This is a genomic window from Rossellomorea sp. QJM3NY_18, from assembly GCF_056173145.1.
This window is the reverse complement of record NZ_CM149659.1, coordinates 2,251,461-2,265,127: the sequence shown is the minus strand read 5'-3', so window position 1 is coordinate 2,265,127 and position 13,667 is coordinate 2,251,461. Positions and strand designations below refer to the sequence as shown.

Genomic DNA, 13,667 nt, shown 5'->3' with positions numbered 1-13,667 from the left:
GCGGATAAATGGATTCTATCACCGTAAGAAGTAGATTCTGCGAAACAGATGCACTGGGGCATATTAATAATACCACTTACTTTGTCTATTTAGAGGAAGCACGAATTAAATTCTTTCAAACAATCGGATTCGATATGGACGTGAAGGATTGGCGGTTTATTCTAGCTTCCACCAAATGTGATTTCGTCTCACAGGGTTATTTCAATCAAGAACTCGTGATCACCTCCTATATTTCCAGGATTGGATCAAAAAGTTTTCAGTTAGAGCATGATATTCTGTGTGCCGAGACTCATCAACTGATCGCAAGAGGAAACGCGGTCATTGTGTATTTTGACTTTCAGGAACAACTGAGTAAAGCAATCCCTGATCTGTTAAAAGCCCAGCTAAACACTCATTTCCGTTCCGAGAAAACTGAATATTCTTAAATATAGGAGGGGTAACATGACGGAACGGATGGAATATGAAACGGTTTCAGTCCGAAAAGGAGAAGAATTAAATGAAAGCAAATTACAAGACTTCCTCGTTGAGCATTTTCCTGCTCTAGAGCAAGAAGAGTTGATCATTAAACAGTTTTCTGCAGGTCACTCAAATCTAACGTATCTGCTTTCAATGGGGAAATGGGAAGGGGTTTTGAGGCGCCCGCCTTTAGGGCCCGTCGCACCGAAGGCACATGATATGAAAAGGGAATTCAGGATCCTGTCAGAGATCCACCCTTTATTCGACGTTACACCAAAACCCCATGTATTCTCTGAAGATGAAGGGATAGTCGGAAGCCCATTCTTCATCATGGAACGAAAAAGGGGGCAAGTATTTGATACATCATTTCCCCCGCATCTGGATGTGACACCTGATGTATGCAAGAGAATCTCGGAAGAAATGATTTCAAGATTGGTTGAGCTTCATTCCATTGATCATACCAAAACATCACTTCACGAAATCAGTAGACCCGAACACTTTATGGAGAGACAGGTTCACGGGTGGATCAATCGCTATGAACGTGCCAAGACAAGTGAGATCCTTGATGTAGAACATCTGACACAGTGGCTGATCAAAAATGTTCCGGAAAATGCCGAGTCCACGATCATTCATTATGACTTTAAATTAAACAATAGTATGTTTTCTAAAGACCTGACATCCATGGTGGGATTATTCGATTGGGAGATGGCGACCGTCGGAGACCCCCTGGCAGATTTGGGTGTCGCAATGGGGTATTGGATCCAGCAAGATGATCCTGAATTGTTAAAATACGGTCTCGGGAAGCCTCCAGTGACCATCATGGACGGTTTTTACAGCAGAAGAGAGTTCATCGAAGAATATGCCAATAAAAGCGGCAGGGACGTGAACCACATTCATTTCTATTTGTCTTTTGCCTACTTTAAGCTCGCGGTTATTGTGCAGCAAATTTATTACCGTTTTAAGATGGGTCAAACAAATGATGTCCGTTTTTCCGGTTTCGATCGGTTTGCCGAGTCATTAATTACCCTGGGTAATCAGGCAGCATTTGATTTCAGGGAAAAAATATAAGGGGATGAATAGGATGCAATCGCTATTAGTCGAAAAGAATGACCGGGTGTTGAATGTAACCTTGAATCGACCTGACAGCTTAAACTCATTTGATGAGAACATGCTCACGGGATTGATTGAAGCGATAGAAGAGGCTGAAGGGAATCAGGAGATCAGAGCAATCGTGATCCGAGGTGCCGGAACGTCGTTCTCTGCCGGTGGCGACGTGAAAACGATGGGAAGTGCGACGTCTGCCCAAGTCTATGAACATATCGGAATACTGAATTCATGTATCAAAGCCATCAAGGAAATAGAAAAGCCGGTCATTGCCTCCGTCCATGGTTTCGCGGCAGGTGCCGGATTTAATTTAGCACTGGCGTGTGATTTAATCATTGCATCCGAAACCAGTCAATTTGCACTGAGCTTTTCCAAAGTAGGACTCATTTCTGATGGAGGGGGTTCTTATTTTCTCCCACGGTTGATCGGTCCTCATCTTGCAAAAGAGTTCTTTTTTACGGGAGAACCTGTGACAGCCCGGAGGATGTATGAGTTAGGGGTGATTAATAGACTGGTGCCTGCTGATAGTCTCGAAGAAAAAGCAAATGAGCTGGCTGCTACATTAACTGCGGGTCCAAGCAAAGCCTACGGAATGATGAAGAAAATGATTGATCGTTCATTCACCACTTCTCTGGATGAAATGCTTGAACAGGAACGAATCACTCAAACCCTGATGATCTCAACGGAAGATCATTTCGAAGGAGTTTCAGCGTTCAAAGAAAAAAGAATTCCATCATTTTCAGGGAAGTAAGCGGAGTGTGCGTGCCTCTCCAGTCCATTTTTTCGGGTTTGGAATAAGAAAAGATCCTGCATCCATATATTCATAAATAAGGGGGAAGAAAGATGAACTTACGCTTATCAGATGAACAAAGGATGATCCAGAAAACCATTCGACGATTTGTAGAGAAAGAATTGATTCCTTTAGAAAATGAAGTGCTGCGAAATGAAAGGGAAGGAAAGCCCAGTCTTTCTCCGAAAAAAAAGGATGAGCTGCAAATGAAGGCTAAGGATGCCGGATTCTGGGGCATCAATACTCCGGAGGAATACGGAGGAGCGGATCTCGGTCAAATGATGATGGCCATCGTCTATATGGAAATCTTCAAGACCTTTGTTCCATTCTCTTTTGGTGGATATGCCGATAACATACTTTATTACGCCAACGAGGAACAGAAGAAAAATTATTTGATCCCCACTATTAATGGAGAAAAGAAATCGTGTTTTGCCATGACGGAACCCGGAGCGGGATCTGATACCCGTAATATCCAGACCACAGCCGTGAAAGACGGAAATGAATGGATTTTAAATGGTGAGAAAACGTTCATTACAGGTGGTAATGAAGCAGATTTTGTCATGGTCATGGCCGTTACGGATAAAGAAAAACATCGCCGGACCGGTCGGGAAGGAGTCACCTGCTTCATCGCTGATCGAAGCATGGGCTGGAAATCCGAATATATTCATACGATGGGCGAATGGGGACCGGCGAGTTTGATTTTTGATGATGTAAGGGTTCCCGAAGAGAATATCCTTGGTGAAATCGATGGCGGCTACGATCTCGGCCTGGAATGGATCGGCTTCGCACGCTGGATCGTAGGGGCCCAGGCGGTCGGAGCAGCCGAACGCCTTCTTCAAATGGCCATCGACTATTCGAAGGAAAGGGAAACCTTTGGAAAGCCTATCGCGGACCGGCAGGCGATTCAATGGCAGATTGCGGATTCTGCCGTGGAGATTGAAGCGGCCCGTTGGCTTGTGTTAAATGCAGCATTCACACTCGATCAAGGAGAGGACAATCGTCACGTTGCGTCGATGGCCAAGCTCTATGGGTCCAATATGGGTAATCGGGTCGTTGATCGCGTCCTCCAGATCCATGGTGGGATGGGTTATACAAGAGAGCTGCCGATCGAACGATGGTACCGGGAGGCAAGGTTATGGCGGATTTATGATGGAACCGATGAAATCCAAAAACTGATTATTTCAAGGAATTTATTAAAAGGTCATGTGAAACTTGGGCAATTTGTTTAATCAAATAAAGGAGGCAGACGAAATGGGAGAGCGATTCAGAGGAAAAGTGGCTTTGGTTACAGGTGGAAGCAGAGGGATCGGCAGGGCGATTGCGGGATTACTGGCTGAAGAAGGGGCCAAGGTGGCCATCATCGATGTGATTGAAGATGCTTTGAATGAAGCAAGTGAGGTGTTTAAACAATATGAATTGTATACAAAAGTGGCAAATGTCGTAGAATCCCAGGAAATTGAAAATGTGATGAAGGAAGTATATGAATCCTTTGGCTCCCTCGACATTGTAGTGAATAATGCAGGGGTCATCAGGGATAATCTGTTATTTAAAATGACCGAGCCTGATTGGCAGACGGTCATGGATGTGCATTTGAAGGGTTCATTCAATGTAGTGAAGGCAGCTCAACAATACATGGTCAAACAAAGGTATGGACGCATCATCAATATCTCATCCACCTCCGCACTGGGAAATCGCGGGCAGGCGAACTACGCAACGGCTAAAGCAGGTCTTCAAGGATTGACGAAAACCCTTGCTATAGAACTTGGTCCATTTGGAATCACAACAAATGCTGTAGCACCGGGTTTTATCGAAACCGACATGACGAAAGAAACGGCGAAACGGATCGGAATAACTTTCGAGCAATTGGTCGAAGCGAGTCTCCAGGGAATCCCTGTTGGAAGAAGCGGGCTTCCTGAAGATATTGCAAATGCAGTCGCTTTTTTTGCAGACGAAAAATCTTCATTCGTCAATGGGCAGGTTCTCTACGTTGCAGGAGGGCCGAAAGCCTGAATAAAGGAGAAAGGGGTGAAGAATATGTTTGAATCCTATATCGGAAAGAGGTCTATTCCCACCAGAAATACAGTGGAAAGAGGAGCGGTTCGGAAATTTGCCGAAGCCATTGGCGATCCCCATCCCCTTTTTGTGGATGAAGATACGGGGAAATCTTCCTCTTACAGGGGGAACATTGCCCCTCCCACCTTCCCGAGAGTGTTCGACTATGGTTCGATCGAAGGCTTTCATTTACCGAATGTTGGGTTGATTCACGGTGAACAATCCTTTCATTATGAAAGACCTTTGATGGTAGGAGAAAGGATTCAATGTTTCACGGTAATAAAAGACTATTATGAACGGGAAGGTACCGGGGGAAAACTGGGTTTCCTTGTCATCGAAGACGTCGGGGAAGATTCCCGTGGGGAAAGAATCTTCACTTCCCAGGCGATTGTCATTATTACAGAAGAAGTCAGAAAGAGGTTGAGTAAATGACAACACTACAATCATTCGGAGTAGGTGATACACTTCCCCCGGTTGAATTGGCTCCGGTTGTGAGGTTGGACCTGATCAAATACGCAGGTGCTTCCGGAGACTATAATCCAATACACACCATCGATGATGAAGCCTCAAAGCTGGGTCTTCCAGGAATCATCGCTCATGGAATGTGGACAATGGGCAATGTGTCCAAACTTTTCAGACCATACTATGAGGAAGGCTTTATCCAGGATTACTCGGTACGTTTTAGAGAGATGGTCATGTTACAAGATGTGGTTACTTTACGGGCAGAATTAGTGGACAATCAGGGTAACCTCCTTCATTTTAAGGTTTTAGCCACAAATCAAGCCGGGAAGAAAGTAATTGAGGGTAAGGTGGTTTTTAGGGTCCATGAATAGTTACGTAATGCCTTATGAAAAATTGTCGTAGATCTACCCCCAATCGAATAAACATGTATAGAATGATCGTTTATTAAAATAAGCCAAAAGATATAAATCCGATAGAAAAACTCGGGTTGACTTCTTCCGTAATTGTGATATTATTTAGAATATTAAAATGAATAACTCTTATCCAGAGTGGTGGAGGGATCTGGCCCTGCGAAGCCCAGCAACCTACGTATTGTAAGGTGCTAATTCCAGCAAAATGTGAAGTCATTTTGGAAGATAAGGTAACCTTACCTGAACAACTTTCCAAAATGGGAAGTTGTTTTTTTTGATCTGGATAAGATGAAAATTGGGGGTATCATGTGAAAAAAGAGAAGAATCAGCAAGTACAGTTTGACTTGGTAGCAGAGAAGATTCAGTCCATGCTTGAAACCATGAGTTTTGGTTCGATCACGATTATCGTACAGGATGGAAAAGTCATTCAATTAGAGAAAAATGAGAAAGTCCGAATTAAATAAGCTGACTAGACAACCTAGAGGCGCATAACAGAGATTAAGGTACTTCCTTTATCTTGTTATCGCCTCTTTTTTATTGGAAAAGAAAGGGGTGTATCATGCTAACCTATCAGACTTGGAAACAACCAGCCGTGAATTTTGAAGTAGATCCAGTCTACAAAGGAGCCTTGAATGTCTTGAAATGGACATATGAGCAGTATGGTGAAACGGTCGTTTATGCCTGCAGTTTCGGAATTGAAGGCATTGTGCTGATCGATCTCATTTCCAAAGTACACCCGCAGGCAGCCATCGTCTTCCTGGATACGGGTGTCCATTTTAAAGAAACCTATGAAACCATTGAAAAGGTGAAGGAAGCCTATCCGGGTCTGACCATTCATATGAAAATGCCAGAACTGACACTGAAGGAGCAGGCAGAAGCATATGGGGATAGGCTTTGGGAGAAAAATCCAAATCAATGCTGTCAAATTCGAAAGCTTGACCCTTTAAAGGAATCCTTATCCAAAGGGAATGCGTGGATATCTGGGTTAAGAAGGGAGCAATCGCCTACAAGGAGTCACATTGAGTTCATTAATAAGGATGATAAATTTCAGTCGGTTAAGATTTGTCCATTGATCCACTGGACCTGGAAAGAAATATGGCGGTATGTCCATAAGCATAATCTTACTTATAATCCCCTTCACGACCAGGGATATCCGAGTATAGGCTGTTTTCACTGCACGACACCAGCCATTGATATCAATGATCTCCGCTCCGGAAGATGGAAAGGAAAAGGGAAAACGGAATGCGGCCTTCATTAAAGCTGGTGACGATCTTTGTTTGAGCTGACGGCCCTTCTTATTAGCCTGTTTTTCGCCATGAACATCGGTGCCAGTGGAGCGGCGGCATCTATGGGGGTTGCCTATGGTGCGGGAGCGATAAACAACATCAGGGCAGCATTATGGATTTGTGCAGCAGGTGTCCTCTGTGGAGCGGTACTCGGTGGTGGAGAAGTAGTTAAAACGATCAGTTCCGGAATCATACCCCCACATCTATTGTCAATCAAAATCGTCATCATCATTTTGTTGTCTGCGACGATTTCATTATTTGTGGCCAATGTAATCGGGATCCCCCTATCAACGAGTGAAGTAACGGTAGGAGCGGTAGTAGGAGTCGGGGTGGCCTATCAGGTTCTTTACGTGAAGTCACTGGTCACCATCATGTCATTCTGGGTCATTGTCCCGGTGATTGCCTTCTGTGTTACGTGGGTTTTCGGCTTGGGATTAGTACGATTGGAAAAGCGGGGATACCACTTTGAGAAAAGGTGGCTGGCATATCTGTTGATCATCGCCGGGTTCTTTGAAGCTTTCTCGGCGGGGATGAATAACGTAGCAAACGCTGTCGGCCCATTGGTCGGTGCAGGCTTGCTCACACCTTTACGGGGGATTTGGCTGGGTGGTTTATTTGTAGCGCTGGGTGCCGTGTTACTAGGGAAAAGAGTCGTTGAAACAAACGGGAAGAAAATAACCCAGTATTCCAAAGCAGAAGGAATTCTCATCTCCTCCACTGGAGCCCTGCTTGTGATGGTAAGCTCCCTGTATGGGTTGCCAATCCCTCTCACACAGGTTACATCTTCTTCCATCATCGGACTCGGGATGTCAAAAAACGGGAAGCACATGCTGCAAAAAAAAATAGTCAAAAAAATCGTTAAAATCTGGGTCGTTTCACCCCTTATTTCACTCAGTATTTCATACTTTTTGGTAAAACTCTTGATCGACAGCGATCTGTATTCGATTGTCGTCCCTATAAGTGTCATCATTTCGACAGTGGGAGCCTTGTCCCTTATGCGGGTCATTAATGAAGAAAGAAGGTCTGTCCACGAGGATGGAGGCGGAATATAATCTTAATTCCGATTAAAACTATATGTTAAGGAGGATTTTATTAAATGAGTTTACTGCCACACGGAGGAAAATTGGTTCAATCACATCTACCACAAACAGGATATGAAAATATTCAACAAGAAATCCAATTGGATGATATCGCTTTAAGTGATTTGGAGCTCATTGCCATAGGAGCATATAGTCCAATAGATGGATTTTTGTCAGAGAAGGATTATCAGAATGTAGTTGAATCATTGCGGTTGAAGAATGGATGTGTTTGGAGCATTCCCATCACCCTGCCCATTGAGAAAGATAAGGCTGGTTACTTGAGGAAAGGGATAACGAGCAGGCTCGTATACAAAGGAGAAACATATGGCCTCATTGATGTAGAGGATATATATGAACCTGATAAACAAAAAGAGGCCCTCCTCGTTTATGGAACGACCGATACGGACCATCCCGGCGTGAAAAAATTATTCCAGCGGGGAGAGGTGTATGTGGGGGGCATGATTACCCTCCTTAAAAGAACCCCAAAAGCATTCAATGAATTTACCTTTGATCCAAGTGAAACGAGAACAAGGTTCAAAAATAAAGGCTGGAAGACAATCGTCGGTTTCCAGACAAGAAACCCGGTTCATCGGGCACACGAATATATTCAGAAGACGGCACTTGAAACGGTAGATGCCCTCTTTTTGAATCCATTGGTCGGTGAAACGAAAGCAGATGATATTTCAGCTGAAATCCGGATGAAAAGCTATGATGTTTTATTAAAGAACTATTACCCTAAAAACCGTGTATTTCTGGGGGTCTTTCCCGCAGCCATGAGATATGCGGGGCCAAGGGAAGCCATCTTCCATGCGTTAGTACGAAAAAACTATGGCTGTACTCATTTCATCGTCGGCCGTGATCATGCAGGCGTTGGTGATTATTACGGGACCTATGATGCCCAGAAGATCTTTGATCAGTTCAGCGAAGAAGAAATAGGGATCATCCCTCTCCGCTTCGAGCATAGCTTTTATTGTAAAAGGTGCGAAGGGATGGCGACCACCAAGACGTGCCCACATGAAAAAGAACAGCATGTCATTCTTTCCGGAACAAAAGTCAGGGGGATGCTTCGGAAGGGGGAAGTCCCTCCATCCACCTTCAGTCGACCGGAAGTGATTGAAGTATTGATCAATGGTCTGAAACAAGAATCCAAACCATCGTCATGAGGAGGCGCATAGATTGAGTGAACACAATCAAAACATCGTTTGGCATGATACCTCAGTAACGAAACGGGAGAGGCGGAAGCAAAATGGTCATCAAAGTTTCATCCTCTGGTTCACGGGATTATCTGCATCAGGTAAATCCACTTTAGCCAATGCAGTGGCTACTTCCCTTTTTCAACAGGGGAAGCAGGTGTATGTCCTTGATGGGGACAATATCCGTCACGGATTGAATAATGATCTGGGCTTCAATGAAGATGATCGCAAAGAAAATATCAGACGGATCGGAGAAGTTTCTAAACTTTTTATCGATAGCGGTCAAATCGTCCTCACAGCCTTTATTTCTCCCTACAGGGAAGACCGGGAACTCGTGCGTAAATTAGTCAGACCGGAAGAATTTCTGGAAGTGTTCGTCCAATGTTCTTTAGAGGAATGTGAGAAGCGCGATCCAAAAGGCCTGTACAAAAAAGCCCGTAATCAAGAGATCACTCAATTCACGGGAATCAGTGCACCATACGAAGAACCTGAAAATCCGGAGATCATTCTCAATACAGAGAAACAATCCATAGAAGGATGTGTCGAGTCTTTACTGCTTGAATTAAAACAAAAACAACTTATTTAAGGAGAGAAAATTATGGCGTATACAAAATCTTGGGAGTCAAATGAGAAACTCAATAAAACGGAAAAATGGAAGCTTGAGAAAGACGGATTGGCCATTTTTAAAGATATCCCCTATTATGCCGAAAACGGGTTCTCATCCATCCCGAAAGAAGAGTGGGATAAGTTCAAATGGGCGGGTCTTTATCTGCAAAGACCTAAGGAAGACGGGTATTTCATGATGAGGGTGAATGTCCCGTCCGGCATACTGAATTATGATCAAGCGAGGGAGCTTGCTGCCATTTGTAAAGAATACGGCAGGGACGTCTATGATATCACGACCCGTCAGGCCATCCAGTTCCACTGGTTGAAGATTGAACAAATCCCGGATATCTTCAAACGCCTTGAAAAAGTCGGATTGTCTTCTGCAGGGGCGTGCGGGGATATTACACGTAACATCGTCGGAAATCCTCTGGCAGGCATCGATCCGGATGAACTCTTTGATACAAGAGCCGTTGTGAAGGAAGTCTATGACTTTTTCCAGCATAACGAAGACTTTTCAAATTTACCGAGAAAGTATAAAGTCGCAATTTCTGCCAATCTGAATAATGCAGCAAATGCAGAAATCAACTGTGTATCGTTCCTTCCGGCGAAAAAGGAGATAGACGGGAAAGAGGAGTTCGGATTTCACCTGAAGGTCGGGGGTGGATTGTCATCAAGACCTCTACTGGCACAAGAGTTGAATGTATTCGTTCTCCCACATCAAGTGAAAGACGTAACGGTTGCCCTTACGACCATTTTCCGTGACTTCGGTTATCGGGAGAAACGGCATTTAGCCCGTTTGAAATTCCTCATGGCCGACTGGGGACCCGAGAAGTTCAAAGAAAAGCTGCTGGAATATGTGGAGCTTCCACCGGCGGGAGTCAACGCAGTACAAGGCTGGAATGCAGGATATTTCTACGGGGTCCATCCCCAGAAACAGGAAGGCCTGAATTATGTGGGACTGAATGTTCCTGTTGGCAGATTGAATTCCGATGAAGTATATGAACTTGCAAGAATTTCCAAGAAATATGGAAATGGTGAACTCAGAAACTGTAATTCTCAGAATCTCATCATTCCGAATATACCGGATGAGCAGGTAGCTGCTTTACTCTCCGAAAAAATCTTTGACCGGATTTCGACGAGTCCGTTATCTTTCATCGGGTACTCTGTATCATGCACAGGAATTGAATATTGCAATCTTGCTTTGGTAGAGACAAAGGAGCGGATGAGACTGATCGCAAATGAATTGGACCAGGAATTGACGTTGGATGTCCCGGTCAGAATCCATATGGTCGGTTGCCCCAATTCCTGCGGTCAGCGACAAATTGCAGACATCGGTCTCCAGGGAATCAAAATGAGGACGAAAGATAAGAAAATGATCGAAGCCTTTGAAATCTATGTAGGGGGTACCCTTCAGGATGGCGGGAAACTGAATGAAAAGCTAAAAGGGAAAGTGGAAGCTTCCAATCTGTCCGAGGTCGTCAAGCAACTCTTGATTCATTTCAAACAAACGAAGGAACAGGGAGAAACCTTCTTTGACTATATCAACCGTGTCGGTACCGCTCCCTTTCAGGAATCGCTTGATCAACTGTTACAGGAAGCGTAAGGAGGCAACGATAATGAATTTGTATCGATTTGAAGTCACTGCCCGGGACTTTGTCACGATTGTCGTAGTGGCAGCTGATACGGATGAGAAAGCTTTTGACCTGGTTGAGATCGAACTTGAGAAGTATTTCTTGAAAAAGCCGGATGTCCGGGATATCTCCCTTTATGAAAAAAAGAGAATCCGGGGAAATGGTGCAGGATTTGTCCTGCACGAACAGGAAACCATCATTACATCCTGAGGAGGGAAACAATGGGAAAGGTATATTTAGTCGGAGCGGGACCCGGAGATCCGGAACTGATCACGGTAAAAGCGCTGAAATCCATCCAAAAAGCAGACGTCATTCTTTATGACCGCCTGGTGAACAAGGAACTTCTCACACACGCGAAGAAAGGGGCAGATTTGATCTACTGTGGAAAACTGCCAAACTATCATACGATGAAACAAGATACAATCAATCATTTTCTAGTGCGCTACGCGGCAAGCGGAAAAGTGGTGGTCAGATTAAAAGGGGGAGATCCCTTTGTATTCGGAAGAGGAGGTGAAGAAGCGGAAGCGTGCGCGAAAAAAGGGATTCCTTTTGAAATCATTCCGGGTATCACATCAGGAATCGCGGCAGCCGCCTACGCCGGAATCCCGGTCACGCACAGGGATGCAAGTTCAAGCGTTGCCTTTGTAACAGGACATAAGCAAAACAATCAACTCGAAGATGAAAAATGGGAAAGCTTATCGAAAGGAATCGATACCCTGGCCATTTATATGGGAGTCAGCAACCTCCCATATATAAAACAAAAGCTTATCCAATATGGCAAATGCAAAGATACACCAGTGGCCCTTATTCATTGGGGAACGACAGAAGTGCAAAAAACCGTCACAGGGACGCTGGAGACGATCATCGATATTGTTAAGAACGAGAAAATTGAAAATCCAAGCATGATCATCGTAGGTGAAGTGGTACGATATCGCGAGAAGATTCAATGGTTTGAAAAGAACATGATCATGAGCGAGGCTTTATAGATGAAACGTGCAGTATTGTATGTGTGCCATGGCAGTCGTTTGGTGAAAGCCCGTGAAGAAGCTGTTGAATTCATCAAGCGATGTCAGGAACATGTCGAGGCGGATATTCAGGAAATAAGCTTCCTTGAACTTGCCAGCCCTTCCATTGAAGAAGGATTCCGTTCCTGCGTGGACAGAGGGGCCACTCACCTGACTGTCGTACCACTCCTCCTTCTGACGGCGGTCCATGCCAAGAAGGATATTCCCGATGAAATTCACAAGTGCAGGGGGTTATACCCTCATATTAAGGTGAAATACGGACGTCCAATCGGCGTACACGATCGGATGGTCGAAAGTGTCATCAATAAGATGGAGGAGGCCGCCCCACTTCATTCTTCTACAATCGCCATTTTAATCGGAAGGGGGAGTTCGGATCCAGATATCAAGAGGGACCTCGGTGCTCTAGCTGAGCTTGTCCACAGAAAAACAGCGATTAGCGAGGTAAGAACATGCTATTTAACGGCAGCCTCACCGAGCTTTACAGAGACTCTGGAATCCTTGAAAAATACAGAGGGAAACGTCGTCTTCCTGCCTTATCTCCTATTCACCGGCTTGTTGATGAAAGGGATCGAGAAAGAAATCCGCAGAACGAATAATAAACATATCCTCCTGGCGAACTATTTAGGGTATGACCCTCTTGTGGAGCAGGCATTCCTGGACCGGGTAAATGAATCACTGTGGGTCAAAGGAGAAGCCTATGCTGCCGATCATGATTGATGTGAAGGATAAGCAAGTAATGATTATAGGTGGAGGAAAAGTGGCACGTCGTAAGCTCTCTGTATTTCTTGAGCAGGGAGCAAGAATTACAATCATCAGCCCTGAGGTGGTCGATGAGATCAGAGTATTACATGATGAGAAGAAAATAGTATGGATCAAGAGAGAAGTGTTGCCGGATGATGTAAGTAAAGCGTTCATCGTCATCGCTGCCACGAATAAACGATCGGTGAACGAGCAGGTGAAAAAGTATTCGGAGGAAAACCAGCTATTATGTGTTGTGGACGATGGGGATTGCGGAAATATGCAGATGGTCTCCTTTAAGCAAAAAGGAAAGCTGACAATCGCTGTTTCTACTGGTGGAGCAAGTCCATTCTTGGCAAAGAAGCTTACGAATCAACTGTCTCAACCGTTTGATGATTCTTTTATCGAGAAGCTTGCAATCATTTCTTCTAAGAGAAAAGAAATCAAAGCATCGGATTTATCTGAGAGGGAGAAAAGAAAGCTGTTAAAAGAAATTTCTTATAAGCTTGATGATTATAGTTCTGACTATTGAAGGTATGACTTTTTATCTATTTTATCAATGAGATATTTTCTGGTCCTATTTACCTTTGTAATGGGTGATAATTAGATAATGTTTCTTATTTCACGAACATTTAGCTTTGAATTTGTATAAATGTTAGGAAGTGAGTCTTTACAAAAGGCTGAGTTGCCGGTATACTAACCAATATCAAATTCATATTTATTTTTCACTCATATAATAGCGGGGATATGGCCCGCGAGTTTCTACCGGATTACCGTAAATGGTCCGACTATGGGTGAGCAATGAATGGTGCGTCTTTATGGACGTTCTTTGCCT

Annotated in this window: 17 protein-coding genes and 2 riboswitches; all 17 genes read left to right on the top strand. The window is 44.2% G+C overall.

Features of this window, described 5'->3' with window-relative positions; genetic code table 11:
* Positions 1-8 precede the first annotated feature (8 nt).
* The gene (locus tag AC0VXY_RS11570; RefSeq protein ID WP_435990638.1) at positions 9-425 is read left to right on the top strand and encodes an acyl-CoA thioesterase; all 417 of its coding nucleotides are present in this window, start codon (positions 9-11) and stop codon (positions 423-425) included.
* Between the two features lie 16 nt (positions 426-441).
* Complete coding sequence (locus AC0VXY_RS11565) at positions 442-1,524, top strand: phosphotransferase family protein (RefSeq protein ID WP_475525331.1); 1,083 nt, start codon at positions 442-444, stop codon at positions 1,522-1,524.
* A gap of 13 nt (positions 1,525-1,537) precedes the next feature.
* Positions 1,538-2,311 (top strand): enoyl-CoA hydratase/isomerase family protein, encoded by a 774-nt coding sequence (locus tag AC0VXY_RS11560; RefSeq protein ID WP_475525330.1) that lies wholly within the window; start codon positions 1,538-1,540, stop codon positions 2,309-2,311.
* A 92-nt stretch (positions 2,312-2,403) separates the two neighbouring features.
* Positions 2,404-3,579, top strand: coding sequence for an acyl-CoA dehydrogenase family protein (locus AC0VXY_RS11555; RefSeq protein WP_475525329.1), 1,176 nt, complete (start codon positions 2,404-2,406; stop codon positions 3,577-3,579).
* A 22-nt stretch (positions 3,580-3,601) separates the two neighbouring features.
* Positions 3,602-4,360: a 3-oxoacyl-ACP reductase FabG gene (fabG, locus tag AC0VXY_RS11550; protein WP_475525328.1), complete on the top strand. Its 759-nt coding sequence runs from the start codon at positions 3,602-3,604 to the stop codon at positions 4,358-4,360.
* 24 nt (positions 4,361-4,384) lie between these two features.
* Positions 4,385-4,834 (top strand): MaoC family dehydratase N-terminal domain-containing protein, encoded by a 450-nt coding sequence (locus tag AC0VXY_RS11545; protein WP_475527858.1) that lies wholly within the window; start codon positions 4,385-4,387, stop codon positions 4,832-4,834.
* On the top strand, positions 4,831-5,235 hold the full coding sequence (locus tag AC0VXY_RS11540; RefSeq protein WP_475525327.1) for a MaoC/PaaZ C-terminal domain-containing protein: 405 nt from the start codon (positions 4,831-4,833) through the stop codon (positions 5,233-5,235). The genes AC0VXY_RS11545 and AC0VXY_RS11540 overlap by 4 nt, the downstream gene beginning before the upstream one ends.
* Positions 5,236-5,400: 165 nt before the next feature.
* Positions 5,401-5,506: riboswitch (SAM riboswitch) on the top strand.
* Positions 5,507-5,582: 76 nt separating this feature from the next.
* Positions 5,583-5,738, top strand: coding sequence for a YezD family protein (locus AC0VXY_RS11535; RefSeq protein ID WP_286163025.1), 156 nt, complete (start codon positions 5,583-5,585; stop codon positions 5,736-5,738).
* 95 nt (positions 5,739-5,833) lie between these two features.
* The gene (locus AC0VXY_RS11530; protein ID WP_475525326.1) at positions 5,834-6,532 is read left to right on the top strand and encodes a phosphoadenylyl-sulfate reductase; all 699 of its coding nucleotides are present in this window, start codon (positions 5,834-5,836) and stop codon (positions 6,530-6,532) included.
* Between the two features lie 57 nt (positions 6,533-6,589).
* Complete coding sequence (locus AC0VXY_RS11525) at positions 6,590-7,612, top strand: inorganic phosphate transporter (protein WP_475527857.1); 1,023 nt, start codon at positions 6,590-6,592, stop codon at positions 7,610-7,612.
* A 44-nt stretch (positions 7,613-7,656) separates the two neighbouring features.
* A complete protein-coding gene (gene sat / locus AC0VXY_RS11520) occupies positions 7,657-8,802 on the top strand; it encodes a sulfate adenylyltransferase (protein WP_475525325.1) in 1,146 nt (381 codons plus the stop codon).
* A gap of 13 nt (positions 8,803-8,815) precedes the next feature.
* Complete coding sequence (gene cysC, locus AC0VXY_RS11515) at positions 8,816-9,418, top strand: adenylyl-sulfate kinase (RefSeq protein WP_475525324.1); 603 nt, start codon at positions 8,816-8,818, stop codon at positions 9,416-9,418.
* A 12-nt stretch (positions 9,419-9,430) separates the two neighbouring features.
* On the top strand, positions 9,431-11,041 hold the full coding sequence (locus tag AC0VXY_RS11510; RefSeq protein ID WP_475525323.1) for a nitrite/sulfite reductase: 1,611 nt from the start codon (positions 9,431-9,433) through the stop codon (positions 11,039-11,041).
* A gap of 13 nt (positions 11,042-11,054) precedes the next feature.
* Positions 11,055-11,279 (top strand): DUF3906 family protein, encoded by a 225-nt coding sequence (locus tag AC0VXY_RS11505; RefSeq protein WP_435990649.1) that lies wholly within the window; start codon positions 11,055-11,057, stop codon positions 11,277-11,279.
* Positions 11,280-11,290: 11 nt separating this feature from the next.
* The gene (gene cobA / locus AC0VXY_RS11500; protein ID WP_435990650.1) at positions 11,291-12,055 is read left to right on the top strand and encodes a uroporphyrinogen-III C-methyltransferase; all 765 of its coding nucleotides are present in this window, start codon (positions 11,291-11,293) and stop codon (positions 12,053-12,055) included.
* Positions 12,056-12,811 carry a sirohydrochlorin chelatase gene (locus tag AC0VXY_RS11495; protein ID WP_475525322.1) on the top strand — a complete coding sequence of 252 codons (756 nt, stop codon included), beginning with the start codon at positions 12,056-12,058 and terminating at the stop codon, positions 12,809-12,811. It begins immediately after the preceding gene.
* Complete coding sequence (locus AC0VXY_RS11490; RefSeq protein WP_475525321.1) at positions 12,792-13,364, top strand: precorrin-2 dehydrogenase/sirohydrochlorin ferrochelatase family protein; 573 nt, start codon at positions 12,792-12,794, stop codon at positions 13,362-13,364. The genes AC0VXY_RS11495 and AC0VXY_RS11490 overlap by 20 nt, the downstream gene beginning before the upstream one ends.
* Before the next feature lie 177 nt (positions 13,365-13,541).
* A riboswitch (purine riboswitch) is annotated at positions 13,542-13,643 on the top strand.
* Positions 13,644-13,667: the final 24 nt, after the last annotated feature.